Raw genomic sequence first — 24,668 nt, forward strand, 5'->3', positions numbered from 1 at the left:
CCGCCGATCAGTTCGGAGGAACCCCATGGACGCGGTCGACCAGGCGATCCTGCGGCGCCTGCAGCGGGACGGGCGGCAGACCAACCGCGAACTGGCCGAGGCGGTGGGGATCGCGCCGTCCACCGCCCTCGAGCGGACGCGGGCGCTGCGCTCGCGGGGCGTCATCACCGGGTTCCACGCGGCGGTCGACCTGGAGCGGCTGGGGCGCGGGGTGCAGGCCCTGATCTCCATCAGGATCCGCCCGCAGTCGCGCGAGGCCATCGAGTCCGCCCGCGACAGCATGGCCTCGATGCCCGAGGCGATCGGGGTCTTCGTCGTGACCGGGAACGAGGACCTGCTCGTCCACGTGGCCGTGCCGAGCACCGCCTACCTCCGCGACTTCGTCCTCGACCGGCTGGCGCGGCGCAAGGAGTACGTCGACGTCCGCACCATCGTCGTCTACGACTACGTCCAGCCGGCCGAGCAGTCCGAACTTCCGGCGGCGCACCGGCAGGAAGGGCGAACGAGCTACAGCTGACCGGTGTCATTTCTCGCCGACGCCGAAGGAATGACGGGCTCGCGTCGGTGAGTCGAATGAACGACGGCTCTGAGCGTACAAACCCGCATGTTCGCCTAGCTTCAGCGGCATGGACCGACGAAACCATTCTTCCGGCGTGCTTCTGGTGCTCGCCGCCGGTGTGCTCTGGGGGACGGTCGGGCCGGCACAGGTGCTGGCCGGGCCGCCGGCGGGCCCGGTCGCCGTCGGCGGCGCCCGCATCCTCTCGGGCGGGCTCGTGCTCGCCGCCCTCGTGCTCGCGGCGGACCGCCGGGCGTTCCGCGCCCTGACCCGGCGGGCCTGGCCGCCGGTCGCGGCGGCCTCGGCCGCGACCGGGATCTTCCAGGCGTCGTTCTTCAGCGCGGTCGACCGGACGGGCGCCGCCGTCGCGACCGCCGTGGTGTTCGGGCTCGCGCCCGTCTCGACCGGCCTCTGCGAGCGCGTCGTCCTGCGCGCCGGGCTCGGCCGCCGCTGGTGGGCCGGGACGGCCTGCGCGGTCGGCGGCGTGGCGCTGCTGATGGTGCCGGGCGAGGACGTGCACGCCGACCCCGCCGGGATCGCGCTGAGCCTCGTCGGCGGTACGTGCTTCGGCGTCTACACGGTGTCGGCCAAGGTCCTGACGGGCCGCGGAGCGGGAACGTCCGGCACGGGAATGGCGGCCGCGGTGTCGGTGACGCTGCTCGCCGGCGGAGCGGCCCTGCTCCCCTGGACGGTGCCGGAGCTGCCCGCGCTCGCCGCGCCGCGCTCGGCCGCGCTGGTGGCCTGGCTCGGGCTCGCCGCCACCGCCGCCGCGTACATGTTCTTCGTCACCGGCCTCGGCCGGGTGGCGGCCGCGACCGCCGGGACGCTCAGCCTCGCCGAGCCGCTCGTCGCCACCGGCCTCGCCGTCGCCGTCCTGGGCGAGCGGATGGCGCCGCCGGTCGCGGCGGGGTCGGTGCTGCTCATGGGCGGGCTCTTCGTGGTCTCGGTCCCGGCGCGAACACGGCGGCGGCGAGGGGCCGCCCGGTATGATGGCGTCCACGCGACTGGCGCAGTCAAGGTGGAGACGACCACCGGGGAGCGAAAGTAGTCCGCACACCGCGCGCCTGGGTGTACGGGCCCCCTTCGCCGGGGCGCCCGAGTCCCGGCGCGAACAGCGCGGAGGCTCACGATGCACGAACCGGCCGTACCCCACCTGCAGGGCCAGGACCCCGAGATCGCGGCGCTGGTGGAGGCCGAGGCCCGCCGCCAGTACGAGAAGATCCGCCTGATCGCCTCCGAGAACTACGTGTCGGAGGCGGTGCTGGAGGCCGCCGGCACGGTCCTGACCAACAAGTACTCCGAGGGCTACGCGGGCAAGCGCTACTACGAGGGCCAGCAGAACGTCGACCCCATCGAGCTGCTCGCGATCGAGCGGGCGAAGGGCGTGTTCGGCGCCGAGCACGCCAACGTCCAGCCCTACTCGGGCTCGCCCGCCAACCTCGCGGTCTACCTGGCCTTCCTGGAGCCGGGCGACCCGGTCATGGGCCTGTCGCTGCCGATGGGCGGCCATCTCACGCACGGCTGGTCGGTGTCGGCCACCGGCAAGTGGTTCCGCCCCGTCCGCTACGACGTGCGCGCCGACACCGGCCGCGTCGACATGGACCAGGTGCGCGACCTCGCCCTGAAGGAGCGGCCGAAGCTGATCTGGTGCGGCGGCACCGCGGTCCCGCGCACCATCGACTTCCCGGCGTTCGCCGAGATCGCCCGGGAGGCCGGCGCGGTCCTGGCCGCCGACATCGCGCACATCGCGGGCCTGGTCGCCGGCGGCGCGCACCCGTCGCCGATCGGGCACGCCGACGTCGTGACCACCACCACGCACAAGACGCTGCGCGGCCCCCGCGGCGCCATGATCATGTCGACGGCCGAGCACGCGAAGGCGATCGACAAGGCCGTCTTCCCCGGCCTGCAGGGCGGCCCGCACGACCACACGACGGCCGCGATCGCCGTCGCGCTGAAGGAGGCGGCCCAGCCGGACTTCGCCGGGTACGCGCGGCAGGTCGTCGCGAACGCTCGGGCGCTGGCCGCCGCGCTGCTGGAGCGCGGCTACGACCTGGTCTCCGGCGGCACCGACAACCACCTGGTCCTCATCGACTTGACGAGCAAGGGCGTGGCGGGCAAGCCCGCCGCGCAGGCCCTCGACCGCGCCGGCATCGAGCTCAACTACAACGCCGTCCCCTTCGACCCGCGCAAGCCCTTCGACCCGTCCGGGCTGCGGCTCGGCACCGCCGCGATCACCACCCGGGGGCTCGGCGAGGAGCACATGCCGCGGATCGCGGCGTGGATCGACGAGGTCGTGGGGGCCGCCGCCAAGCAGGACGAGTCGGTCCTGGACGGGGTCGCCGCGCAGGTCCGCGAGCTGCTCGCCGCCTACCCGATGCCGGGCTGGCGTTCGGAGCCCTGACGCTCAGCGCGGGCGCAGCAGTGTGATCATGCGCCAGGCCCGGGGATCGGCGAGGGGGACCGCCTCCTCGCCGATCCCGAAGTCGCCGTACTGCGCCGCGACCTCCAGACCGCCCGCGAGCCGGATCGCGGCGTCCAGCTCGGTGGCGGTCCAGAACCGGTAGGGCACGACGTCGCGGACGACGCGCGCCCGCGCCCCGTCCCCGCTGATGGCCAGCGTGACGTGGTCGTCGGCGATCTGGGTGACCGGGTCCAGCCGGTCGGACGGCTCGCCCCAGCGCACGCTCGCCCGGACGCCGTCCCGCTCGACCGTCCACCCGGTGCTGACGCTCGGATCGTCGCTCAGCCGGTCGCGGGGGTGCGACATCTCGATGACGTAGAGGCCGCCGGGGGACAGGTGTTCGGCCGCGCGGCGCAGGTGCGCCACGAACGCGTCCAGGGTCATGAGGTGGGACGTGGAGTCCAGCATGGTCACGACGAGGTCGAACCGGCGGCCCAGCTCGAAACGCGTCATGTCGCCCTCGACGACCTCCAGCCGGACGCCGGCGCGCTCGGCCTCGCGGGCGGCGTGGGCGCACATCCGCGGGTTCAGGTCGAGCGCCGTCGCGGCGAGCCCGCGGCGCGCGAACTCGCGGGCGTGCTCGGCGGGCCCGGCGGCCAGCTCCAGCACCGTGCCGGGGGCGAGGCCCCGCTCGGCGCACCAGCCGAGGAGCACCTCCACCTCGGCCGGCACGTCGCGGAACGAGCACGCCAGCTCGTACGCCCAGGGGTCGTCATATACGCCGCTCACCCGCCCATCCTGCCAGCGCCCCCGGCTCGGCGGGACGGCCGTCCAGCCGCAGCCTGATCTCCACGACGGCGGTGTCCTCGGTGCGCCGCGTCCGGCCGCCGAGCGAGGTGAGCAGCCGCCGCATCCGGGCGTTCTCGCTCAGCGCGGTCGCGCGCACCTCGACGAGGCCGCGGTCGCGGGCCAGTTCGAGCAGCAGCCCGGCGAGGCCGCGGCCGAGCCCGCGGCCCTGCCAGGCGTCCTCGACCAGGAACGCCACCTCCGCCGCTCCCGGGTCGCGGACGAGGACGAGGTGCGCCAGCGCCAGCAGCGACCCGTCCGGGCCCTCGGCGACCAGCGTCAGGCCGCGCAGGGGATCGCAGAACCGCTCGAACGCCCGTCGCGGCGGGTACGGCATGGGGCTGAAGTAGCGCATCCTGCGGCTGTCCAGCGAGCAGCGCTCGTGCAGCGCGCGCACGGCGCCCTCGTCGCGCCGCTCGATCGGCCGGACGACCACCTGCGTGCCGTCGCGCAGCGCGATCCGCCGGGACGCGCGGGGGCGCGGCACGGTGGGGAGCGCCGCGCGCACCAGCGCGTCGGCCCGCGCCGCCTCCGTCGCGGTGAACGGCAGGCCCACGCGCCTGAGCCGGACCGACCGCCCGCGCACCGGGACGAGGAGGTCGCACCGGTCGGGGTCCTCGTCGCCCGGCGCGTCCCAGCGCGCGTCGTCGGCGCGCAGCAGCTCCCCGAGGATCTCGGGCACCGCGTGCGGCTCGGCCCGGAGCCGGGCCGCCAGGGCGAGGACGCGGGTCGGCTCGTCGACCAGCTCGTGGGGGCGCGCGGGCAGCACCGCGGTCCGGATCCCGCCCGCCGCGCCGAGCGCCTCGGCGAGGGCGCGCGCGTCCGGGCCGCCGCGCGGGACGTCGACGATGAACTCGTCCACCACCCCCTCGGTATCGAGCTGCACGGACAGGCCGAGGATGTTGGCGCCGCGCCGGGCCAGCGCGGCCGTGAGGGAGGCGAGGCGGCCGGGCCGGTCCTCGATCTCGGTGCGGATGCGGAGCAGCGGCATGGGACGTTCCCTCCGGGGCAGTGCCCGCTCGTGTCCGGTGCGGTCGCCGACAAGGCTCGCCGACGCGTGTTACGCGGCCGCTACGTCATCATGTGCCAGGGGTTTCACATTCCGGACGGGGGTTGAGCCGCCCGCGCCGAGCGCCTAGCGTGCGGTGAGTGATCGACCCCGTGACCGGTGAGCGCGTCAACGACCGACCGCGGCGCGGCCCGTCCCCGACGAGGCTCCCGCTGCTCCTCCCCGGTTCGCTCAGCGACGAGCAGCGAGCCGTCTACGAGGCGGTGACGGGCGGGCCCCGCGCCGTCGACCGCGACCCGCCCTTCTCCCTGGCCGACGACATCGGGCGCCTCCAGGGCCCGTTCAACGCGATGCTCTACAGCCCTCCCGTCGGGCTTCCGCTGCAGGACCTCGGCGCGGCGCTGCGCTTCCGCACGGCATTCACCAAGCGCGAGCGGGAGATCGCGACGCTCGTCGTGGCCGCGCACCTGCGCTCGGACTTCGAGTGGTACGCCCACGAGCGCATCGGGCGCCGGCAGGGGCTCGCCGACGAGGAGATGGACGCGCTTCGCGAGGGCCGCGCCCCGATGCTCGCCGACGTCCGCGAGCGCGTCGTGCACGAGGCGGCGCGGCAGCTCGTCGCCGAGGGCGACCTCGCCGACGCCGTCTACACCGAGGCGGTGGCGACGCTCGGCCGCACCGCCCTGGTCGAGCTGGTCGCGCTCGTCGGCTACTACCAGGCGCTCGCGCTCCAGTTGCGCGTGTTCCGGGTCGGCGTCCCGGACGGCGAGGACGCCCCGGAGTGGCCCCCTTCGGGGGACGGGGATGAGTGAGGTCCTGCGCACGGTGCGGCTGGCCCTGCACCCGGTGTCGATGCGCGACCACGGCGCCCTGCTGACGCACTGGACGGGTCCCCTCGTCCGGCGGCACCTGTTCGACGACCGGATGGTCACCCCGGTGCAGGTCAGCGAGATCATCGAGGCCAGCGAGCGGGACTTCGCGACCGAGGGCTACGGGCTGTGGGCGCTGCGCCCCGCCTCGTGGTCCCCGGGCGCCGGCGCGGCGGCGCACGGCAGCCCGCTGGTCGGCGTGGCCGGGCTCAGCCACCACGAGGGGCCGCTCGGCCACGGGGTGGACGTCGAGATCCTCTACAGCCTGGAGCCCGACCACTGGGGGCGGGGGCTCGCCGCCGAGGCGTCCCGCGCCGTCCTCGACTACGCGTTCGGGGTGGTCGGCGTGCACCGGATCACCGCCGAGATCGACACGGCCAACCCCGCGTCGTCGGACATCGCCCTGCAGCTCGGGATGCGGCGGTGGCGGGAGGGCCCCGCCGGCCCCGACGGCGCCGCCTACTACGCGGCCGAACGCTCGCGCTGGATCGGATCCCGTCGAATCGCGGACGCCGTACCTTAGAATCCGTCGCCTACTGGTGCTTTTGTTGCGGAATGCAGCAGTATGAGCGCATGAGCTCCTCCCCGGGCCGGGCGCCGCTGGCGCCCGGCTTCGCCAACGGCGGTGTCTCCCACTGGTACCGGGCGGCCGGGCGCCCCGCCCCCGGCCCCCGCCTCCCCGGCCCGCGCACCGCCGACGTGTGCGTCGTCGGCGCCGGCTACACCGGGCTCTGGACGGCCTACTACCTCAAGCGCGCCCGCCCCGACCTGCACGTCATCGTGCTGGAGCGCGAGTTCGCGGGGTTCGGCGCGTCCGGGCGCAACGGCGGCTGGGTGCTGGGGGAGATCGCGGGGTCCCGGGAGCGCTACGCCGCCCGCCACGGGCGTCCCGCCGCGGTCGCGCTGCAGCACGCCATGTTCCGGGCGGTGGACGAGGTCGTCCGCGTCGCCGACGCGGAGGACATCGACGCCGGGGTGGTCAAGGGAGGCGTCCTGCACGTGGCCCGCAACGCCGCCCAGCGGGCCCGCCTCGCGGCGCTGGTGGACGAGGCCCGCGACTGGGGCTGGAGCGACGACGACCTCGTCCCGCTGCCCGCCGCCGAACGCGACGACCGGTTGCGCGTCGCGGGCGCGACCGGCGCGGCGTGGAGCCCCCACGCCGCCCGCGTGCAGCCCGCCGCGCTGGTCCGCGGCCTCGCCGGGGCGGTCCGGCGGCTCGGCGTGGAGATCTACGAGCGCACGCCCGTCGTCCGGATCGACCCGCGCGGCCCGGACGGGCCGGCGCGGGCGATCACCCCGTTCGGGGCCGTCACCGCCGAGTACGTCCTGCGCGGCACCGAGGGCTTCACCGCCGCGCTGCCCGGCCACCGCCGCGACTGGCTCCCGATGAACAGCTCCATGATCGTTACGACGCCGCTGCCGCCCCGCGCCTGGAAGGCGATCGGGTGGGAGCGCCGCGAGCTGCTCGGCGACATGGCGCACTACTACATGTACGCCCAGCGCACCGCCGACGACCGCATCGCCTTCGGCGGCCGGGGCCGCCCATACCGGTACGGCTCGCGCGTCGACGACGGCGGCCGGACCGAGCCGGCCACCGTGGACGCCCTCTGGACGATGCTCACCGGGATGTTCCCCGCCGTCGCGGAGGGGGGCGAGGTGGGGGTGGAGCACGCCTGGTCGGGCGTCCTCGGCGTCCCCCGCGACTGGTGCGCGACGGTCGTCCTCGACCACGCGACCGGGCTCGGCCACGCCGGCGGGTACACCGGGCACGGCGTCGCCACCGCGAACCTCGCCGGCCGGACCCTCCGCGACCTCGTGCTGCGCCGCGACACCGACCTGACCGCGCTGCCGTGGGTGGACCGGCGCGTCCGCCGCTGGGAGCCCGAACCGCTGCGGTGGCTCGGCGTCCACGCGATGTACGCCCTCTACCGGGCCGCCGACGCCCGCGAGGCGTCCGCGCCGACCGGCAACACCTCCGGCCTGGCCCGCCTCGCCGACCGCATCACCGGGCACTGACGAGCGCCGGCCGCGGCGCCTCAGCGCCCGTCGAGGCGCCCCCCGCGCCAGGTGGGAAGCGGGGCGCGGTCCGCCGCGACCTCGAAGGCGGCGCGGGCCAGCAGGCGGGTGGAGTCGAGCGTGGGCAGCGGCGACACCTCGGGCGTGACCAGGAGCGGGATCTCGGTGCACACCAGCGCGACGGCGTCGCATCCGCGCGCGGCGAGCCCCTCGATGATCCGGAGGTACTGGCGGCGCGATTCCTCGGTGATGATCCCGTTGACCAGCTCGTCGAAGATGATCCGGTTGACGGTCTCCCGGTCGGCCGGGTCCGGGACCTCGGCGCCGATGCCCCGCGCGGCCAGCTCGCGGGGGTAGAGGGGGCCGTCCATGGTGTAGCGGGTGCCGAGCACGCCGACGCGCGTCCGGCCCTCGCGGGCCGCCTGGTCGGCGACGACCCGGACGATGTGCAGGCCGGGGAGCGCGAGATCGTCGCCGGGGTGCTCGAGGGCGAGGTGCGCGGTGTTGTCGGGGCAGGCGAAGAAGTCCGCGCCGGCCGCGGCGAGCCGCCGGACGCTCTCGGCCAGGGTCTTCCTGATCGGGGCGTGGTCGCCGGCGTCCCACGCGGGCATGCTGCGCGCCATCGCGATGAGGTCGAGCGTCACGTCCGGGTGGTCGTCGGGGCCCAGCTCGCGGAAGCCCTCCTGGCAGAAGGCCCGCAGGCACAGTGCCGCGCCCTCGGCGCTGTGGGCGAGGATGCCGAGATGTCTCATGCTCAGTCCTGTTCGTTGTGGCGAACAATCGTCCGTTACGATGAACACTATCGTCGAGGTGCGGGAGTCGGCCAGTGGACCTGATCGCGGTGATCGCGGCGTCGATCCGGCGGGAGCGCGAGCGCGCCGGGATGTCCCAGACGGAGCTGGCCAGGCGCGCGGGCCTGGCCAAGTCGACGCTCTCCCAGCTGGAGTCGGGCGCCGGCAACCCGAGCGTCGAGACGCTGTGGGCCCTGGGGACGGCCCTGAACGTCCCCTTCAGCCGCCTGGTGGACCCGCCCCGCCCGGCCGTCCGGGTGGTCCGGGCGGGGGAGGGGCCGGCCGCGCACTCCGACCGGGCGGACTACACGGCCACGCTGCTGGCCTCCTCCCCGCCCAACGCCCGCCGCGACCTCTACCGCGTCACGGCGGAGCCCGGCGAGCCGCGGGTCTCCGACCCCCACCCGCCGGGGACGGTCGAGCACCTCGTCCTCGGCGCGGGACGCGCCCTGGCGGGCCCCTCGTCCGAGCCGGTCGAACTGGGCCCCGGCGACTACCTCACCTATCCCGGCGACGCCCCGCACGTCTTCGAGGCCCTCGTCCCCGGCACGGCCGCGATCTTCCTGATGGAGCACGTCTGACGCCGGGTCCGGGGCGCCCCTAGAAGGTGCGGTAGTGCGTGGTGAGGCGGCCCTCGTCGTCCAGGACGTGGAAGGCGACGCCTGGAGGGGCGTCCATGTCAGCGATGTCGCCCTCCTGCCACGGCAGCCGGAGCGTGGACACGACCCCCGGCGCGACGAGCAGGGGCCGGCCCGCGAAGGTCGTGGCCGCCGCCGTGTGGGCGTGCCCGCAGAGAACGGCCACGACCTGCGGATGGCGCAGGACCACCTCGCTCAGCCGCCGCTCGCCGAACTGCCGGATCCCGTCGACGTACGGGACCTGGAGCGTCGCGGGCGGATGGTGGAAGCAGACGAACGCGGGCGCGTCCGGTGCCTCGGCCAGGCTCCGGTCGAGCCAGCCGATCGTCTCGTCGTCGAGGCGCCCGTGGTCCGCACCGGGGACGGTCGAGTCGCACATGAGGAAGGTCGCCCCGGCGATCTCGTGGACGCGGTTGACCGGACCACCGCTCGGCGGCTCGTCCAGCAGGACCTCGCGGAACGGGCCGCGCACGTCGTGGTTGCCGGGGCAGGTGAGCACCGGGTGCCGCGAGGCGAGCGCCTTGCGGGCCTGCTCGTACTCGGCGGGCTCGCCGTGGTCGGCGACGTCCCCGGTGACGAGGACGGCGTCGAGCGGCACGCCGTTCAGATGGTCCATGACGCGTGCCGTGCGTTCGGCCCGGTGGTCGCCGCCGTCCAGATGGGTGTCGCTGAGCTGCGCGAAAACAATCATGCCGCGAATCTAGGCGGTCACCGGACCAGGATTAAGATCCAGTCGCATGCGCGAAGACTGGACCGGTTCGATCGACCTGCATCTGGACCTCGACCCTTCCGGTGGCCGCCGCGCCGGGCTCGAACGCGCGCTCCGCGACGCCATCAGGTCCCGGCGCCTGGCCCCCGGCGACGTCGTCCCGTCGACCCGCGCGCTGGCCGCCGAGCTCGGCCTGGCGCGCGGGACGGTCACCGCCGCCTACGACCAGCTCACGGCCGAGGGCTACCTCACGGCCGTGCCCGGCTCGCGCACGCGCGTCGCGGCGGGTCCCGCCCCCGGCCCCGCCGCACCCGTCCCGCCGGCCGCGGAGCCGTCGCCCGCGGCGGCGGCACACGACCTGCTGCCCGGACGGCCCGACGCGAGCACGTTCCCGGCCGCGGCGTGGCTGCGCTCGACCCGCCGGGTGCTGGCGTCCGCCCCGCCCGACGTGCACGCGCTCGGTGACCCGCGCGGGCGGCCCGAGCTGCGCGAGGCGCTGGCCGGCTACCTCGGCCGTGCCCGGGGCGTCCAGGCCGACCCCGCCCGGATCGTGGTCACCTCCGGCTACGCCCAGTCCCTCGGCCTCCTGGCCGCCGTCCTGCGGGACCTCGGGACGACGGCGTTCGCGATGGAGGAGCCGGGGCACTTCTTCCACCGCGAGATCGTCCGGCGCGCCGGGCTCGGCATCGTCCCGCTCCCCGTGGACGAGCGGGGCGCGCACCCGGGCCCGCTCGACCGGGCGGGCGCGGCCGTGCTCACCCCGGCCCACCAGTACCCCACCGGCGCGACCCTGCGGCCTGACCGCCGCCGGGCCTTCACCGCCTGGGCCCGCCAGGCGGGCGCGACGATCGTCGAGGACGACTACGACGGCGAGTTCCGCTACGACCGCCAGCCGGTCGGGGCACTGCAGGGGACGGCGCCCGACCACGTCGTCTACGGCGGCACCGCGTCCAAGACCCTCGCGCCCGCGATGCGCCTCGCCTGGCTGGTCCTGCCCGAGCGCCTGGTGGAGCCCTTCGCCGAGGCCAAGCGCCTCGCCGACGCCCACACCCAGTCGCTCGCCCAGCTCACCCTCGCCGACCTCATCGACACCCACGCCTACGACCGGCACGTCCGCGCCGCACGCCTGCGCTACCGGCGCCGCCGCGACCTGCTGGTCGCCACGCTCCGCGAACGCGCGCCGCATGTCGGGGTCCAGGGGATCGCCGCCGGGCTGCACGCCCTCGCCCTGCTCCCGGACGGCGGGCAGGGTGAGGGCGAGATCATGCGCCGCGCCGCGTTCCATGACCTCGCCCTCATGCCTCTGCGCGACCACTGGCAGGAGCCGGACGGACGCCCGCAGGGCCTCGTCGTGGGCTACAGCACCCCGGTCGGCGCCGCCTACCCGGCCGCCCTGGACGCCCTCTGCACCGTGCTCGCACCGGTCTGACCGGACGTCACGACCATTCCCGTGCGCGACGGGTGGATGACTCACCGTGAGGATCGGGCTTCCTGGCGCTGCCGCGACCCGCTTCTGGCCCAGAGCGTCTCCAGCCCGCACGCCGGGCGGTGCCGGAGGGGGTCAGGCGTGGGGCCTTTCCAGAGCCACCCTCGGGAGGCGCTTCGCGAGGGGCGCGGGGAGCCACCAGGCGTGCCTGCCGAGGAGCTGCATGACCGCCGGGACGATCAGGCAGCGGATGACCAGCGCGTCCAGGAGGACGGCCACCGCCAGGCCCAGGCCGAACTGCTGGAGCATCCGGTCCGGGCTCAGGATGAACGCGGCGAACACCACGATCATGATGGCGGCCGCCGCCGTGATGACCTTGCCGGTGGCGGCCAGGCCCTCGCGGACGGCGCGGGAGGGATCCCGGGTGCGCTCCCATTCCTCGTGGATGCGCGCGACCAGGAACACCTCGTAGTCCATGGAGAGCCCGAACACGATCGCGAAGATCATCACCGGGATGAACGCCTCGATGGGCCCGCTCTGCGCGCCGAACCGGCCGTCCTGGTACACCAGGACGATCGCGCCGAGCGCCGCGGAGATGGACAGGAGGTTGAGCAGCGCGGCCTTGACCGGGATCAGGACCGATCGGAACACCACCATCAGCAGCAGCGCCGACAGCCCCACCACGACCGCGACGAACAGCGGCATCCGCGCCGAGACCGAGTCCGCGAAGTCCTGGGTGGCGGCCGTCGTGCCCCCCACCAGGTACTCCACGCCGGTGCGGTCGGACAGGGCGGGGAGCACGTCGTCGCGCAGCTCGTGGACGAGGTCCGTGGTGCGCGCGTCCTGCGGCGCGGTCGCCGGATAGACGATCACTGCCGACACCTCGCCGTCCCTGGACGGGAACGGCGGGGTCGCGGCGGCGATGCCCTCGGTCCGCGCGAGGGTCTCCCGGAGCGGCCCCGCGTCGCCCTTGGCCACCACGATCAGCGGGCCGTTGAAGCCGGGGCCGAACCCCTTCGCCAGCAGGTCGTACGCCTGCCGGCTGGTCGAGGACGGGGCGTCGTTGCCGGAGTCGGCGAAACCGAGGCGCATGTCCAGCGCCGGGGCCGAGAGGGCGAGCAGCGCCGCCACCGCGGCGAGCAGCGCCGGGACGGGGCGGCGCTGGACGGCCGAGGCCAGCCGCCGCCAGCCGCCCTCGCGCGGCCGGGACTTCGCGGCCCGCTTGCGGACGTGCCGCTGGATGCGGCCGCCGAAGACTCCCAGCAGCGCGGGCAGCAGCGTCAGCGACGCGGCCATCGTGACCAGCACGGTCAGCGCGACGGCGAGCGCCACCCCCTGCAGGGAGCCGAGCCCGAGGGCGATCAGCCCCAGCAGCGCGATGATGACCGTGCAGCCGGCGAAGAAGACGGTGCGCCCGGCCGCGTCCAGCGCCATGCGGGTCGCGGCCGGCGAGTCGGCCCCGTTCGCCAGCTCGTGCCGGTAGCGGTAGAAGATCAGCAGCGCGTAGTCCACGCCGACGCCGAGCCCGATCAGCATCATGATCGGCGGGGTGAAGTCGGCGACCGTGAACACGTGCGAGGCGAGCGCGATCAGCCCGACCGCGCCGCCCACCGCGAACACGGCGGTGACCAGGGGCAGCGCCGCGGCCACGAGGGACCCGAACAGGAACACGAGGATGACCAGGGCGGCCAGCATCCCGGCGCCCTCGGCGCCGCCGCCCCCGCCCTCCTCGGCGCCGCGCACCGCGTCGCCGCCGAGCTCGACGCGCAGCCCGTCCCCGGAGGCCGCCTGCGCGGTGTCGATGATCTTGGCGACCCGCTCCTTCGGCACGTCCTCCGACGTGCCGTCGAGCGTGACGGTGGCGTAGCCGATGGTGCCGGACCTGGAGACCGACAGGCCGCCGACGTCGGCGACCGCGGGCAGCCGGCGGACCTCGTCGAGCATCCGCCCGACGTCCTGCTGCCGGGCCTTCAAACCGGCCGGGGCCTCGGCGACGATCTGGACCGCGGCGCCCGCCTGGCGGGAGCCGTGCTCCTCCATCAGGTCGGCGGCGGCCTGCGACTCGGTTCCGGGCAGCGAGAAGTCGTTGTGGTAGGCGGCGCCGGCGGCCTGCGAGCCGACCGTGATCGCCGCGACCACCAGCACCCACAGCAGGAGGGCCGCCCAGCGGCGGCGCTGCGACCAGGCGGCCAGGCGCCCGAACCGGCCCGGCGGGGGAGCGGGGGCCGCGTGCGCGGACCCCGCGGGGGGAGTGGACATGGAAACGTCAACCTCGCGTCCTGATGCGGGCGCCGACGAAGGCGCCGGCCACGGCGCACAGGATCGGCACGGAGATGAAGGCGGTGAGCAGGACCGGCGTCCCGCCCACGTCGAGCGTCCGGTCAAGGACGAAATGGAAGAACACGCCCACGGCCTCGGTCAGCATGAAGCCCGCGGCCCCGCCGACCAGGAACCCGAGCATGGCACCCGGAAGATTCATGGCCCCAGCATCGGGACGCGGCAGGCCGCGCGGCATCGGCCTGCGGCGGGTATCCGGGGCACCCCAGCGGTTGCGGGCGGAGCGGGCCGGTTACCGCTCCGGTCGCATCCAGCGGGGGTTGACCATCCCGGACTCGTAGGCCAGCACGACGAGCTGGGAGCGGTCCCGCGCGTCCAGCTTGGTCATGATGCGGCTGACGTGCGACTTGACCGTGGCGGGGCTGAGCACGAGCCTGCCGGCGATCTCGGTGTTGCTCAGCCCGCCGGCGACGAGGAGCATGACCTCGCGCTCGCGGTCGGTGAGGGCGTTCAGCCGGGCACCGGGCACCGGCGCCTCGACGCGCCCGGCGAACTCGCCGATCAGCCGGCGGGTGACGGACGGCGTGATCAGCGCGTCGCCGCGCGCCGCGACGCGGACCGCGTGCATCATCTCCTCCGGCTCGGTGTCCTTGAGCAGGAAGCCGGTGGCCCCGGCGCGCAGCGCGCCGTAGACGTACTCGTCCAGGTCGAAGGTGGTCAGGATGACGACCCTGACCGCGTCGAGGCGGGGGTCGGAGGTGATCCGGCGGGCGGCCTCCAGGCCGTCCATCCGGGGCATCCGCACGTCCAGCAGCGCCACGTCCGGACGCAGCCGGCGGCAGGCCGCCACCGCCTGCTCGCCGTCGGCGGCCTCGCCGACCACCGTGATGTCGGCCTCGTCGTCGAGGATGGACCGGAACCCGGCCCGCACGAGCCCCTGGTCGTCGGCGAGCAGAACCTTGATCATCAGGAGGGGTCCTCGTTCGGGTACGGAAGGCGGGCGCGGACGAGGTAGCCGCCGCCGGGGCGGCCGCCCGCGGTCAGCTCGCCGCCGAGGGCGCGGGCACGCTCGCGCATGCCGCCGACGCCGCTGCCGGGCCCGCCGCCGGCGGCCGGGCCGCGGCCGTCGTCGGCGACCTCGACGAGTAGTTCCCCGCGGCCGGTCTCGACGTTGACGGTCACCTCGGAGGCGGCGGCGTGCCGCACCACGTTGGTGATGGACTCCTGGACGATCCGGTACGCCGCCAGGCCGACCTCGGCGGGCGGGGCGGCGTCGCCCACGCTGACGTGCACCGTCAGGCCCGCCGACCGCGCCGGGGCCACCAGCTCGCCGATCCGGTCCAGGCCGGGCGCGGGGGCGGTCGGCGCCTCCTCGTCGGCCTGCCGCAGCACCCCGAGCGTCGCGCGGAGTTCGCGCAGCGCCTCCCGGCTCGACGCCTTGATCGCGGCGAGGGCGGCCTCGCCGTTCGCCGGGTCCCGGTGGAAGCGGTGCAGGGCCGTCCCCGCCTGGACGTTGATGAGCGAGATGTGGTGGCCGACGACGTCGTGGAGCTCGCGGGCGATGCGCAGCCGCTCCTCCCCGGCGGCGCGCCGCTCGGCCTCGCGCAGGTAGGCCAGGCGGCTGTGCCGGACCCAGCCCAGCGCGACCATGGCCACCACCCACCCGGAGAGCATGAACAGCGCGACGCTGTTGACGTCCCTGTTGCCGAGGAGCGTGCCGGCCCCGGTGCCGATCACCGTCAGCGCGCCGAGGGCGACGGCCGCCTGGAGCCGCCCCGCCGCCGCGACCTGGTAAAGCGCCACGGTGAGCGCGATCATCAGCGCCCCGTCGTAGGCGGAGAGGACGTAGTAGCCGAACGTGAGCACCAGCACGAGCGACCCGACGGCCACCGGGTGGCGGGGGGTGGAGTACAGCGCTCCGCAGGTGGCCGTGAGGAGCACCCAGCCGAGGGCGGTGACCCCCCAGGGCTCGGCGCGGTCGTCGATGAGGGAGCTCACGCTGCTGGCGGCCACGAGCAGCAGCACGACGCCGGCCAGGGCCGCGTCCCCTGCGCGGCCGCGCAGCGGGGCGGGACCACGGCGACGATCCATGCCGCACAGCCTAGGCGGCGGCGTCCGCGGCGCTCTCCTCCGCTCGGCGGCACCCTCCGGGCCGCACCCGCAACTCCGGGCGCATCCGGACGTCCGCGGTCTGCTACCAGAGGCGGAGGCGCCGGTCCTCGCCGGCGGGCGCGGAACCGGCGGCGATCCGGTCGCCGCGGCCGGAGGGCCTCAGTCCTCGTAGGTGTGGACGAAGCGGGACAGCAGGCGGGCGAAGGCCGAGCGCTCCTCGTCCGTCCAGCCGCTCATCGCCTTGGCGAAGTGCTCCTGCCGGGTGCGGCGGGTGGCCTCGACGACGCCCCTGCCCGCTTCGGTCAGCTCCAAGTGGATGCGGCGGCCGTCCTCCTGCGAGGCGACGCGCCGGACGTAGCCCGACTTGACGGCCTCGGCGACGATCCGGCTGCCGCGGGAGGCGTCCACGCCCAGGCGGGCGGCGACCAGGCCGACGCTCATCTCCTCGCCGGGCCGGTCGGGGCCCTCGTCGACGATGTCGACGACGTGCAGGACCTGCACGTCGACGGGGAGGTTGTGCTCCCGGACCGCCGCCTTGCCCAGCCGCTGCCGCGACATGCCCCGGCGCAGCCTGACCATGCTCCGCTCGACCGCATCCAGTGCCTCGTCGCTCATGGCGGCCAGTGTAGTTGGATTGCGCGACTCATCTAAGTGTGCTTAGCATTTATATGTTCAAAGCATAGATCTGCGAGGTGCATATGATCGAGTCGACCGCGCCGATGACCGGCCGGCACCGGCTGCTGGTGTTCGGCGGGCTCATGCTCGCCGGGCTCATGTCCTCCCTGGACGCGACCGTGCTCGGCACCGCGCTGCCGACGATCGTCGGGGACCTCGGCGGGCTTGACCGGCTCGCCTGGGTGTCGACGGCGTACGTGCTGGCCACCAGCATCACCGTCCCGCTGTCGGGACGGCTCGGGGACCTGTTCGGGCGCCGCCGCGTCCTGCTGACCGGCCTGCTCGGCTTCCTCGCCGGGTCGGCGGCGTGCGGCGCGGCACCCGGCATGACCTGGCTGATCGTCTTCCGCGCCGTCCAGGGCGCCGCCGCCGGGTGCCTGATGAGCTCGATGTTCGCGCTCACCGGGGAGCTGTTCGAGCCGCGCGAGCGCGCCCGCTACCAGGGGTACTCGGCGGTGATCTTCGCGGTGTCGAGCATCGCGGGCCCGCTGGCCGGCGGGATCCTCACCGACCACGCGTCCTGGCGGTGGGTGTTCTACCTCAACCTGCCGCTCGGCATCGCCGCGACCGCGGTGGTCGCGCTGTTCCTGCGGCTGCCGGCGCCCGAGGGCAGGCCGCGGATCGACTACGCCGGGATCGTCCTGCTCGGCGCGGCGGTCACCTGCTTCACCCTGTTCACCAGCTGGGCCGGGACCCGGTACGCGTGGGACTCGCCGGCGCTCCTCGCGCTGGCTGCGGCGTCGGCGGTGCTGTTCGCCGCGTGGGTGCTCGCCGAGCGGGCGGCGCCCGAGCCGGTCATCCCGCCGCGCCTGTTCCGCGACCGCTCGTTCGGCGTGGCCTGCGCCGTCGCCGCCGTCGGCGGCGCCACCGGGTTCGGGCTCGCCACCTACCTGCCGATGTTCTTCCAGGTCGTCGGGGGAGTGGACGCCACCAGGTCGGGCCTGCTCCTGCTGCCGATGATGCTCGCCCTGCTGGCCGCCTCCGTGGCCGCCGGGAAGCACATCCACCGGACCGGCCGCTACCACCGGCTGCCCGCGGCGAGCATGGCGGTCAGCGCGGCGGGGATCGCGCTGCTGGCGACCATGGACACCCGTACCGGCCTGGTCACCGCGGGCTGCTACATGGCGGTCCTCGGCTTCGGGGCCGGACTCTCCCAGCAGGTCGTCATGCTGATCGCGCAGCAGGCCGCGCCGCGCCGCGACCTCGGCGCGGCCAGCTCGGGCGTCTTCGCGAGCCGGATGCTCGGCACCGCCGCCGGGATGGCGGTCTTCGGCGCCGTCGTGTCGAACCGGTTCGCCGAGGAGGTCGTCCGGCGGGTCCCGGACGGGCGGGTCCCCGAGTTCGGGGACGCCGTCCGCCCCGAGGTGCTGGCGACCCTCCCGGCGCCGGTGCGCGACGGCGTCGCCGAGGCGTTCGCGGACGCGTTCTCCACCCTGTTCGTCGCAGCGCTGCCCCTCGCCGCGGCGGGCCTGGCGGCGGCGCTGCTGCTGCGCCACGTCCCGCTGGCCCGGCGCGACGAGCGCTAGTCGTCGAGGGCGGCGTCGTGGACGAGGAGAGCGATCTGGACGCGGTTGTTCAGCTCCAGCTTGGTCAGCAGCCGCGAAACGTAGGCCTTGACGGTGGCGACGCTGAGCGACAGCTCCCGGCCGATCTCGCTGTTCGTCCGGCCGCGCCCGACGAGTGCGGCCACGGCCCGCTCGCCCTCGCTCAGCCGGCCGAGCAGCTCGCGGGCGCGGGCCCGGCGCGGGTCGGCGCCGCTCTCGGCCACGTACGCCATCATCCTGCGCAGCACCGCGGGCGAGATCATCGGCTCGCCCGCCGCGACCTGGCGGATCGCCCGGACGATCTCCGGTGGCGGGGTGTGCTTCAGCAGGAAGCCGCTCGCGCCGGCGCGCATCGCCCGCAGGATGTGGTCGTCGGTGTCGAAGGTGGTCAGGATGATGATCTCGGGCGGCTCGCGGCGGCCGCGCAGCAGCGCGGTCGCCGCCAGCCCGTCCAGCCGCGGCATCCGGATGTCCATCAGGACCACGTCGGGCCGGTGCTGGTTGACGGCGGCGACGACCTCGGCGCCGTCGGCGACGTCCGCGACCACCTCCAGGTCGTCGGCGCTCGCCAGCATCATCGACAGGCCGGCCCGGACGAGCGCGTCGTCGTCGACGATCAGGACGCGGACGGGAGGGGAGTCCATCCCGCCACCCTACGGGCGCCTCAGGGGCGGCGCAGGCGGCGCCCGGTGACGCTCGAGGCCGCCAGCCGGAACCACGCCTCCCGGTCGCCGCCCGGCCACGGCCGCACCTGCGCGACCTCCGCCTTCTCCGCCTCGGAGAGGGGGTGCGCGCCGCCGCGCAGCAGCACGCTCCAGCCCGCGTGGTCGGCCTCGTCGAACCTGTCGACCTCGAAGGCCGCGCGGACCTCCCCGCCGAGGACCGCCGACAGCAGGTTGCGGTTCAGCCGGCCCGACGCCGACGTGCGGAAGATCACCGAGTCGCCCTCGACGGCGTAGTTCACCGGGACGACGGTCGGCCCCTCGCCGTCGTCGAAGGCCACCCGGCCGATGGTGCCGCCGGCGAGGAGCTTCATGCACTCGTCGCGGTCGAGTTCTTCCAGGACGGGCCCGTCAGAGGAGTTCGCTGCCATGGGTATCACCTTTCCCACCGGTCCCGGCGCCATGCGCGGACCGCAGCGGAAGGCGGGCGCGCAACCGGAACCGGCCGTCCCCGGTGCGGCCGTGCTCCAGCGTCCCGCCGAGCAGCGCCACCCGCTCGGCGAGGCCGACCAGGCCCGTGCCGGAACCGGGCAGCGGCAGGGGCGGCGGGCCGTCCGGCATCGCGTTCACGATCTCGACGTCCAGCTCGTCCCCCGCCTCGAGGCGGACCCGGACGTGCGCGCCCGGCGCGTGCTTGCGGGCGTTCGTCAGCCCCTCCTGGACGATCCGGTAGGCGTGCCGCCCGACGCGCGAGGGGACGAGCCCGGGGTCGGGGACGTCCTGCTCCAGGGTCACGCGGCCCCCCGCCCGCCGCGACTCCTCGACGAGCCCGGGGACGTCGGCGAGCGTCGGCTGCGGGCGCTCGGGATCGGCGCCGGGGGAGTCGTCGCGCAGCACGCCGATCACCTCGCGCAGGTCCTCCATCGCCTCGTAGGCGCTGCGCCGGATGATCCCGGCGGCCTCCCGCTGGCCGGCGGGCGTGCCCGGCCCGAACTCCAGCGCCCCCGCGTGCACGGCCAGCAGCGAGATGCGGTGCGCGAGGACGTCGTGCATCTCGCGGGCGAGCCGCTCGCGCTCCAGCAGCCGGGCCTCCTCGACGCGCAGCCGCTGCTCGGTCTCGACGGCGCGGGCCCGCTCCTCCAGCGACGCGATGAGCTGCCGCCGGGACCGCACCAGCATCCCCGTCGTGATGAGGACCGCGTAGATCAGCGCGAAGATGACGCTGCCCTGGAGGAAGTCGTCCTCGGACGCCGAGACCCGGAACAGGGCGATGATCAGCGCCAGGCTGGCGGCGGCGATCGGCAGGGCGGTCCGCCAGGGGCGCAGCATCGCCAGCGAGTACATCGCGATCGCCGCGACGCCGAGCGTCGTCGTCGCCGTCCACTGAGCGAACACCATCACGACCGCGAGGCCCACCGGGTGGCGGCGCCGGAAGAGCATGAGGAACACGCAGGCGACGGCGCCGACCAGCACGTCCCGGCGGACCGCGATCGTCTCACCCGGGGGCAGGTCCTGCAGGGTGCCCTGGAGCAGCACCCAGCCGAGCGCCATCGCCGCCCCGGCGGCGCCGAGGTCGCCGAGCCACTCGCGCCACGACCGCCGGAAGTGCTCCACCCGCCCAACGGTAGCCATGCCGCCGGGTCCGGTCAGCGGCCGCAGGTCGGCGGCCCCGTCGACTTTGGTCGGCACGCGCCGGTGGGGCTGGCCCCACCTCGCCGGTGCGTGCTGGCCGTAGTGCCGGTCCGGGTGGGCGCCGCAGTGTGCCCGCGCCCGCCGCTGCCTAGCGTCGGAGACCATGACGACCACACATTCGAGGCGGCGCCGGGCCGCCAGGCGGGCGGTCGCGGTGCTTGCGGCGGGCGCCGCGATCGCCGCGGGCGCCGCCGTCCCGGCGCCCGCGCGGGCCGACCGCGCGCCGGCGGGCTGCGCCGACCGCACCGCGACGCGGCGGGCACTGGAACGCATGACCGGGACGCACGAGCTCACCGGCGCGGCGGTGCGCGTCGACGACCCGGCGTGCGGGACGTGGACGGCCGGGAGCGGGGTGGCCGACCGCCGCACCGGGCGCCCGATGCGGGCGGACCTGCGGGTGCGGGTCGCCAGCGTCACCAAGACGTTCACGGCGGTGACCCTGCTCCAGCTGGCCCGGGAGGGCCGCGTCTCGCTCGACGCCCCGGTCGAGCGCTACCTGCCGGGCCTGATCGACCGGGGCGGCTACGACGGCCACAAGATCACCGTGCGGAGCCTGCTGCGGCACACCAGCGGCCTGCCCGACCACATGGACACCTTCGCGGGGCCGGAGGAGTTCCGCGACAAGCACTTCGAGCCCGAGGAACTGGTCGAGCGGGCACTGACGCTCCCGCACCCGGGCCCCGGGTGGCACTACTCCACCACCAACTACGTCGTCGCCGGGCTCATCGCGGAGAAGGCGAGCGGCCACAGCCTGGAGGACGAGGTCCGGCGCCGGATCGTCCGGCCGCTGCGGCTGCGCGACACGTACTGGCCGGGCGACGAGACGCGGATCAGGGGAGCGCACGCGCGCGGCTACGTGCGCGAGGAGCGCGACGGGGCCGTCCGGTGGGACGACTTCACCGAGATGAACACGACCGTGGCCTGGGCCGGCGGCGCACTGATCTCCAGCCCGCGGGACCTGAACGCCTTCTTCGGCGCGCTGATGGGCGGCCGCCTGCTGCCCCCGGCGATGCTCGCCCAGATGAAGCAGACCGTTCCGGCCGACCCCGACCGCATCTGGGAGGGCGCGGCCTACGGCCTCGGCCTGATCGGGACCCCGCTGCGCTGCGGCGGCACCTGGTGGGGGCACGCCGGCGGCATCGAGAGCTACGTCACCGTCTCGGGGGTCGCCCCGTCCGGACGCCGCGTGACGGTCGACCTCAACGAGAACCCGTCCACCAAGGAGGCGTTCGACGACCAGATGAGGCTCGTCGAGACGGCCTTCTGCGACGGGGCCGCCAAGCCGGGCGCAGCACCCGCCGCCGGGCTCTCCGCCGCACCGGCCGCTTACACCTCCGGGAAGGGCGGACTCGCTCGCTTCTACCGCCAGCGGCTGGACTGGAAGGCGTGCACGCTCGGCCCCGGCGACGGGACCGGCAAGGAGCTCGACGAGGCGGGCGCGAGGTGCGCCGGCGTCACCGTCCCGCTCGACTACCGCCGCCCGGACGGCCGCACCATCACCATCGCGATCTCCCGGCTGAAGGCCTCCGACCCGGCCCACCGCATCGGGACGATGATCCTCAACGGCGGCGGCCCGGGACCGGCGATCGACATGCCGCCCTACATGCGCTCCGTCATGGGGAAGGCCGGCCCGCGCTACGACCTGGTGGGGATGGACCCCCGCTCGCTCGGGCGCAGCGCCGGGGTCGACTGCGGCTGGCCCTCGGGGACCTGGATCAGGTCGGCGGGGGAGAGCCGCCGCTCCTTCGACCGGGCCACCGCGTTCGCCAAGGACCTGGCGGGCCGGTGCGCGCGGACGGACTCCGGCGTCCTGCAGCACGTCAGCACGCGCAACATCGCCCGCGACATGGACATCGTCCGGGGCGCCCTCGGCGAGCGGAAGGTCTCCTACAACGGCGCGTCCTACGGAACCTACCTCGGTTCGGTGTACGCGACGATGTTCCCGGGCCGCCTCGACCGCGTCATCCTCGACAGCTCGGTCGACCCGACCGGCTACGGCCCGCGGCTGCTGGCGGGCGCCGAAGGCGCCAACGACCACGCGCTCGGCGCGTGGGCGGCGTGGGCGGCGAGGCGCGACGCGGCCTACGGCCTCGGCGGCACTCGCGCCGAGGTCCTCGGGACCGTGCGCGCGCTCGTCAGGGCCGCCGCGGAGAAGCCCCTCGCCGTCGGGAAGTACCGCGTGGACGACACGGTGCTGCCCGACGTGCTGTTCGACAATCTCGGCACCGACGAGGACCAGCCCAGGGACGTGCTGGCGCGGTCGCTGCGCGTCTTCGCCAAGGCGGCGGCGGGGCAGAGCGTCCAGCCGACCGAGGAACTGGACGACGAACTGGCGTTCCTGCTCACCGGCGCCGAGTCGGTGTACGGGAGCGGCCAGAGCGCCATCATCTGCGGCGACGCCGCCGCGCCGCGCGACCCGGAGTCGTACCGGCGCGACATCGAGCGGAACCGGGCGGCCAGCCCGCTGTTCGCGCCGCTGACCCGCAACGTCAACCCGTGCGCGTTCTGGCCGGTACGGCCGGCCGAGCGGCCGACCGAGGTCGGGGGGCGCCTGCCCGCGCTGATGGTGGCCGCCACCGGTGACACGCGGACCACCTACCCCAGCAACCAGGCGCTGCACCGGCTGCTGCGCGGATCGCGGATGGTCACGCTGGACGCCGACGTCCACGCGCCCTACCAGCGCGGCTACCCGAACTCCTGCGTCATGGAGACCGTCAACGACTACCTGCTGACCGGTCGCCTGCCCGCGCGGGACTTCACCTGCGACTGAGGCGGCGCGCTCTCCAGCCGGAGGCGCCGGGCCGGGCCACCCGAGGAGCGGGCGGCCCGGCCCGGCGCCGTCGCGGTCCCGTCAGCCGGACTTGGCCACGGTGAGCAGCACGGCCGAGTCCTCCAGCGCCTCCAGGCCGTGCCGCGCGTCCGGAATGATCAGCAGGTCGCCGGCGATGCCGTCCCAGGCGTCCTCGCCGGCGACCAGCCGGACGCGCCCGTGCATGACCAGGACCGTCGCCTCGCCCGGGCTCTCGTGCTCGGCCAGCGCCGTGCCCGCCGTCATGGCGATCAGCGTCTGGCGCAGGACGTGCTCGTGCCCGCCGTACACCGTGTCGGCGCTGCGGCCGGTCGAGGCCGCGGCGGCGCGCTTCATCAGGTCCCGTACCCGTGCGTCCAGCGAGAGCTTCTGCATGGCACCAAGTGTGCCAGCGGCGTCCCCGGCGGCGCCGCCGGGTCAGGTGAGCGGCGCGCCCGTCACCGGCCTGCCCAGGGCGCTGCCCGCCAGCCAGCCGTCCCAGGACTTCGCCCACGGCGTCGGTCCGTTCCCGAACTGGAGCTGCCGCGTGGTGCCCGTCACCTTCACCACGTCGCCCCGGTTGGTGAAGTCGTAGAACCACTTGGCGTCGCTCGGGGAGGCGTTCACGCAGCCGTGGCTGACGTTGTCGTTGCCCTGCGCGTCGGTGGACCACGGCGCCGAGTGGACGAACGTCCCGCTGTAGGTGAGGCGGACGTTCCACTTCGTCGGAATGCGGTACTCGCCGGGGTCGCCGGTGGTGGCCGAGTCCATCACGATGTGCGCCGCCTTCTCCTGCGCGATCATCGTTCCGCTGTAGCTGTCGTGGCCCGGCTTGCCGAGGCTGACCTTCATCGTGCGGACCGTCCGGCCGCCGTCGGTCACGGTCGCGCGGTGCTTCTTGGCGTCGACGGTGGTGATGTGCCGCGGCCCCACGGTGAAGCCGACGCTGCGGTCCTTCATGCCGTACAGGCCCTCGCCCGCCTTCAGCCCCGCCAGGTGCGCGACGACCTTCACCTTCTGCCCCGACGGCCAGTAGTCGCGGGGCCGGAAGTCGACCTCCTTGTCGCTGACCCAGTACCAGGCGCCCTCGACCGGCTTGGACATGCGGACCTCGAGGGCCCTCTCCACCGCCGCCTTGCCGTCCTTGGTGGCGACCGGCCTGGACAGCAGCAGTTGCACGGGCATGCCGACGCCGACGGTCTCGCCGTCCAGCGGCGACATGCCGCTCTCCAGCTTCTTCTGCGGCGTCAGGGTCGTGAACGTCGACGTCGCGGTGGTCTCCTTGCCGCCGTCACCGGTTCCCTTCGCGGTGACCGTGTACGTCGTGGACGGCCGCAGGTTCCACGACGACTTCCACGACCTGCCGTCTGAGGCGAGCTTCCCCTCGGCCTTCGCGCCCTTCTTGCCGTAGGTGAGGGTGACGCTGGTCAGCTTGCCCTTCTCCGCCGTCACGGTGACGGGCTTGTCGGGAGCTGCCAGTTTCGTCCCGGTCGCGGGTGTGATGGCGAGCTTCACCGCGTCCTCGGCTCTGCCGCCGCCGTCGCCCTTCCCGCCACCGCCCCCGGAGGAGCAGCCCGCCGCGGCGATCATCGCCGCCCCGATGACCGCCGCACTCGCCGTCCCGGTCCGACCCTTGAGCACCTGAGAACTCCTCACG

The 24,668-nt window shown here is 74.9% G+C and carries 23 protein-coding genes, 1 pseudogene and 1 riboswitch; of the genes and pseudogenes, 10 read left to right on the plus strand and 14 right to left on the minus strand.

Going from position 1 to position 24,668, the window contains the following annotated elements; translation table 11 throughout:
• Positions 1-25: 25 nt before the first annotated feature.
• The 3 genes and pseudogenes from FKD65_RS43260 (at position 26) to glyA (ending at position 2,957) form a co-directional block, all read left to right on the plus strand.
• Positions 26-517, plus strand: coding sequence for an Lrp/AsnC family transcriptional regulator (locus tag FKD65_RS43260; protein WP_141586027.1), 492 nt, complete (start codon positions 26-28; stop codon positions 515-517).
• A 109-nt stretch (positions 518-626) separates the two neighbouring features.
• Positions 627-1,442, plus strand: a pseudogene (locus FKD65_RS46770) (DMT family transporter); the annotation flags it as partial.
• Positions 1,443-1,546: 104 nt separating this feature from the next.
• Positions 1,547-1,633: riboswitch (ZMP/ZTP riboswitch) on the plus strand.
• Between the two features lie 52 nt (positions 1,634-1,685).
• Positions 1,686-2,957, plus strand: coding sequence for a serine hydroxymethyltransferase (gene glyA, locus FKD65_RS43270; RefSeq protein ID WP_141586032.1), 1,272 nt, complete (start codon positions 1,686-1,688; stop codon positions 2,955-2,957).
• A gap of 3 nt (positions 2,958-2,960) precedes the next feature.
• Here the strand turns inward: glyA and FKD65_RS43275 are convergent, their stop codons facing one another.
• Together FKD65_RS43275 and FKD65_RS43280 are read right to left on the minus strand one after the other, a co-directional pair.
• Positions 2,961-3,746, minus strand: a complete 786-nt coding sequence (locus FKD65_RS43275; RefSeq protein ID WP_141586034.1) for a bifunctional 2-polyprenyl-6-hydroxyphenol methylase/3-demethylubiquinol 3-O-methyltransferase UbiG — start codon at positions 3,744-3,746, stop codon at positions 2,961-2,963.
• A complete protein-coding gene (locus FKD65_RS43280; protein ID WP_141586036.1) occupies positions 3,730-4,794 on the minus strand; it encodes a GNAT family N-acetyltransferase in 1,065 nt (354 codons plus the stop codon). The genes FKD65_RS43275 and FKD65_RS43280 overlap by 17 nt, the downstream gene beginning before the upstream one ends.
• A gap of 158 nt (positions 4,795-4,952) precedes the next feature.
• Between FKD65_RS43280 and FKD65_RS43285 the strand changes: the two genes are divergently transcribed.
• From FKD65_RS43285 to FKD65_RS43295, 3 genes are read left to right on the plus strand one after another with little or no spacing between them, the layout of a single operon-like run.
• A complete protein-coding gene (locus FKD65_RS43285; RefSeq protein ID WP_141586038.1) occupies positions 4,953-5,624 on the plus strand; it encodes a carboxymuconolactone decarboxylase family protein in 672 nt (223 codons plus the stop codon).
• Positions 5,617-6,204, plus strand: a complete 588-nt coding sequence (locus FKD65_RS43290; protein WP_141586040.1) for a GNAT family N-acetyltransferase — start codon at positions 5,617-5,619, stop codon at positions 6,202-6,204. Before FKD65_RS43285 ends, FKD65_RS43290 begins: the two co-directional genes overlap by 8 nt.
• A gap of 50 nt (positions 6,205-6,254) precedes the next feature.
• Entirely contained in the window at positions 6,255-7,697 is a 1,443-nt protein-coding gene (locus FKD65_RS43295; RefSeq protein WP_141586042.1) for an FAD-binding oxidoreductase, read from the plus strand.
• A 20-nt stretch (positions 7,698-7,717) separates the two neighbouring features.
• Here FKD65_RS43295 and FKD65_RS43300 read toward each other — a convergent pair whose 3' ends face one another.
• A complete protein-coding gene (locus FKD65_RS43300; protein ID WP_141586045.1) occupies positions 7,718-8,449 on the minus strand; it encodes an aspartate/glutamate racemase family protein in 732 nt (243 codons plus the stop codon).
• A gap of 74 nt (positions 8,450-8,523) precedes the next feature.
• Between FKD65_RS43300 and FKD65_RS43305 the strand changes: the two genes are divergently transcribed.
• The gene (locus FKD65_RS43305; RefSeq protein WP_240809885.1) at positions 8,524-9,069 is read left to right on the plus strand and encodes a helix-turn-helix domain-containing protein; all 546 of its coding nucleotides are present in this window, start codon (positions 8,524-8,526) and stop codon (positions 9,067-9,069) included.
• A gap of 19 nt (positions 9,070-9,088) precedes the next feature.
• Here FKD65_RS43305 and FKD65_RS43310 read toward each other — a convergent pair whose 3' ends face one another.
• On the minus strand, positions 9,089-9,817 hold the full coding sequence (locus FKD65_RS43310) for a metallophosphoesterase (RefSeq protein WP_141586048.1): 729 nt from the start codon (positions 9,815-9,817) through the stop codon (positions 9,089-9,091).
• Positions 9,818-9,863: 46 nt separating this feature from the next.
• Here FKD65_RS43310 and FKD65_RS43315 point away from each other — a divergent pair, with 46 nt between their 5' ends.
• Positions 9,864-11,264, plus strand: coding sequence for a PLP-dependent aminotransferase family protein (locus FKD65_RS43315; RefSeq protein ID WP_141586050.1), 1,401 nt, complete (start codon positions 9,864-9,866; stop codon positions 11,262-11,264).
• A 132-nt stretch (positions 11,265-11,396) separates the two neighbouring features.
• Here FKD65_RS43315 and FKD65_RS43320 read toward each other — a convergent pair whose 3' ends face one another.
• The 5 genes from FKD65_RS43320 to FKD65_RS43340 form a co-directional block, all read right to left on the minus strand.
• Positions 11,397-13,520 carry an MMPL family transporter gene (locus FKD65_RS43320; protein ID WP_141586052.1) on the minus strand — a complete coding sequence of 708 codons (2,124 nt, stop codon included), beginning with the start codon at positions 13,518-13,520 and terminating at the stop codon, positions 11,397-11,399.
• A gap of 7 nt (positions 13,521-13,527) precedes the next feature.
• Positions 13,528-13,740, minus strand: a complete 213-nt coding sequence (locus FKD65_RS43325; RefSeq protein ID WP_141586054.1) for a hypothetical protein — start codon at positions 13,738-13,740, stop codon at positions 13,528-13,530.
• A gap of 90 nt (positions 13,741-13,830) precedes the next feature.
• Entirely contained in the window at positions 13,831-14,505 is a 675-nt protein-coding gene (locus tag FKD65_RS43330; protein WP_141586057.1) for a response regulator transcription factor, read from the minus strand.
• Complete coding sequence (locus FKD65_RS46470) at positions 14,505-15,629, minus strand: sensor histidine kinase (RefSeq protein WP_141586059.1); 1,125 nt, start codon at positions 15,627-15,629, stop codon at positions 14,505-14,507. Before FKD65_RS46470 ends, FKD65_RS43330 begins: the two co-directional genes overlap by 1 nt.
• Positions 15,630-15,809: 180 nt before the next feature.
• A complete protein-coding gene (locus FKD65_RS43340; protein ID WP_141586061.1) occupies positions 15,810-16,265 on the minus strand; it encodes a MarR family winged helix-turn-helix transcriptional regulator in 456 nt (151 codons plus the stop codon).
• A gap of 83 nt (positions 16,266-16,348) precedes the next feature.
• Here FKD65_RS43340 and FKD65_RS43345 point away from each other — a divergent pair, with 83 nt between their 5' ends.
• Positions 16,349-17,851 carry an MDR family MFS transporter gene (locus tag FKD65_RS43345; RefSeq protein WP_141586063.1) on the plus strand — a complete coding sequence of 501 codons (1,503 nt, stop codon included), beginning with the start codon at positions 16,349-16,351 and terminating at the stop codon, positions 17,849-17,851.
• Here FKD65_RS43345 and FKD65_RS43350 read toward each other — a convergent pair.
• From FKD65_RS43350 to FKD65_RS43360, 3 genes are read right to left on the minus strand one after another with little or no spacing between them, the layout of a single operon-like run.
• Complete coding sequence (locus tag FKD65_RS43350; protein WP_141586065.1) at positions 17,848-18,513, minus strand: response regulator transcription factor; 666 nt, start codon at positions 18,511-18,513, stop codon at positions 17,848-17,850. The two genes, FKD65_RS43345 and FKD65_RS43350, sit on opposite strands and share 4 nt — an antisense overlap.
• 20 nt (positions 18,514-18,533) lie before the next feature.
• On the minus strand, positions 18,534-18,962 hold the full coding sequence (locus tag FKD65_RS43355) for a pyridoxamine 5'-phosphate oxidase family protein (RefSeq protein ID WP_141586068.1): 429 nt from the start codon (positions 18,960-18,962) through the stop codon (positions 18,534-18,536).
• Positions 18,943-20,145 carry a sensor histidine kinase gene (locus FKD65_RS43360; RefSeq protein WP_240809886.1) on the minus strand — a complete coding sequence of 401 codons (1,203 nt, stop codon included), beginning with the start codon at positions 20,143-20,145 and terminating at the stop codon, positions 18,943-18,945. The genes FKD65_RS43355 and FKD65_RS43360 overlap by 20 nt, the downstream gene beginning before the upstream one ends.
• Positions 20,146-20,326: 181 nt before the next feature.
• Between FKD65_RS43360 and FKD65_RS45235 the strand changes: the two genes are divergently transcribed.
• Positions 20,327-22,993, plus strand: coding sequence for an alpha/beta fold hydrolase (locus FKD65_RS45235; protein WP_205718485.1), 2,667 nt, complete (start codon positions 20,327-20,329; stop codon positions 22,991-22,993).
• Positions 22,994-23,074: 81 nt separating this feature from the next.
• Here the strand turns inward: FKD65_RS45235 and FKD65_RS43370 are convergent, their stop codons facing one another.
• On the minus strand, positions 23,075-23,407 hold the full coding sequence (locus FKD65_RS43370) for a cupin domain-containing protein (protein WP_141586073.1): 333 nt from the start codon (positions 23,405-23,407) through the stop codon (positions 23,075-23,077).
• A 42-nt stretch (positions 23,408-23,449) separates the two neighbouring features.
• Positions 23,450-24,652: an Ig-like domain-containing protein gene (locus tag FKD65_RS43375; RefSeq protein ID WP_240809887.1), complete on the minus strand. Its 1,203-nt coding sequence runs from the start codon at positions 24,650-24,652 to the stop codon at positions 23,450-23,452.
• Between the last annotated feature and the right edge of the window lie 16 nt (positions 24,653-24,668).

It is taken from the genome of Actinomadura sp. WMMA1423, assembly GCF_006547145.1.
In the GTDB taxonomy this organism is placed as follows: domain Bacteria; phylum Actinomycetota; class Actinomycetes; order Streptosporangiales; family Streptosporangiaceae; genus Spirillospora.

What these genes read in the sequence shown, in the direction of transcription:
- FKD65_RS43260 (WP_141586027.1), top strand. Translation starts at nt 26, where the DNA reads ATGGACGCGGTCGACCAGGCGATCCTGCGGCGCCTGCAGCGGGACGGG.
- glyA (WP_141586032.1), top strand. Translation starts at nt 1,686, where the DNA reads ATGCACGAACCGGCCGTACCCCACCTGCAGGGCCAGGACCCCGAGATC.
- FKD65_RS43280 (WP_141586036.1), bottom strand. Translation starts at nt 4,794, where the DNA reads ATGCCGCTGCTCCGCATCCGCACCGAGATCGAGGACCGGCCCGGCCGC.
- FKD65_RS43290 (WP_141586040.1), top strand. Translation starts at nt 5,617, where the DNA reads ATGAGTGAGGTCCTGCGCACGGTGCGGCTGGCCCTGCACCCGGTGTCG.
- FKD65_RS43295 (WP_141586042.1), top strand. Translation starts at nt 6,255, where the DNA reads ATGAGCTCCTCCCCGGGCCGGGCGCCGCTGGCGCCCGGCTTCGCCAAC.
- FKD65_RS43300 (WP_141586045.1), bottom strand. Translation starts at nt 8,449, where the DNA reads ATGAGACATCTCGGCATCCTCGCCCACAGCGCCGAGGGCGCGGCACTG.
- FKD65_RS43310 (WP_141586048.1), bottom strand. Translation starts at nt 9,817, where the DNA reads ATGATTGTTTTCGCGCAGCTCAGCGACACCCATCTGGACGGCGGCGAC.
- FKD65_RS43315 (WP_141586050.1), top strand. Translation starts at nt 9,864, where the DNA reads ATGCGCGAAGACTGGACCGGTTCGATCGACCTGCATCTGGACCTCGAC.
- FKD65_RS43320 (WP_141586052.1), bottom strand. Translation starts at nt 13,520, where the DNA reads ATGTCCACTCCCCCCGCGGGGTCCGCGCACGCGGCCCCCGCTCCCCCG.
- FKD65_RS43325 (WP_141586054.1), bottom strand. Translation starts at nt 13,740, where the DNA reads ATGAATCTTCCGGGTGCCATGCTCGGGTTCCTGGTCGGCGGGGCCGCG.
- FKD65_RS43330 (WP_141586057.1), bottom strand. Translation starts at nt 14,505, where the DNA reads ATGATCAAGGTTCTGCTCGCCGACGACCAGGGGCTCGTGCGGGCCGGG.
- FKD65_RS46470 (WP_141586059.1), bottom strand. Translation starts at nt 15,629, where the DNA reads ATGGATCGTCGCCGTGGTCCCGCCCCGCTGCGCGGCCGCGCAGGGGAC.
- FKD65_RS43340 (WP_141586061.1), bottom strand. Translation starts at nt 16,265, where the DNA reads ATGAGCGACGAGGCACTGGATGCGGTCGAGCGGAGCATGGTCAGGCTG.
- FKD65_RS43345 (WP_141586063.1), top strand. Translation starts at nt 16,349, where the DNA reads ATGATCGAGTCGACCGCGCCGATGACCGGCCGGCACCGGCTGCTGGTG.
- FKD65_RS43350 (WP_141586065.1), bottom strand. Translation starts at nt 18,513, where the DNA reads ATGGACTCCCCTCCCGTCCGCGTCCTGATCGTCGACGACGACGCGCTC.
- FKD65_RS43355 (WP_141586068.1), bottom strand. Translation starts at nt 18,962, where the DNA reads ATGGCAGCGAACTCCTCTGACGGGCCCGTCCTGGAAGAACTCGACCGC.
- FKD65_RS45235 (WP_205718485.1), top strand. Translation starts at nt 20,327, where the DNA reads ATGACGACCACACATTCGAGGCGGCGCCGGGCCGCCAGGCGGGCGGTC.
- FKD65_RS43370 (WP_141586073.1), bottom strand. Translation starts at nt 23,407, where the DNA reads ATGCAGAAGCTCTCGCTGGACGCACGGGTACGGGACCTGATGAAGCGC.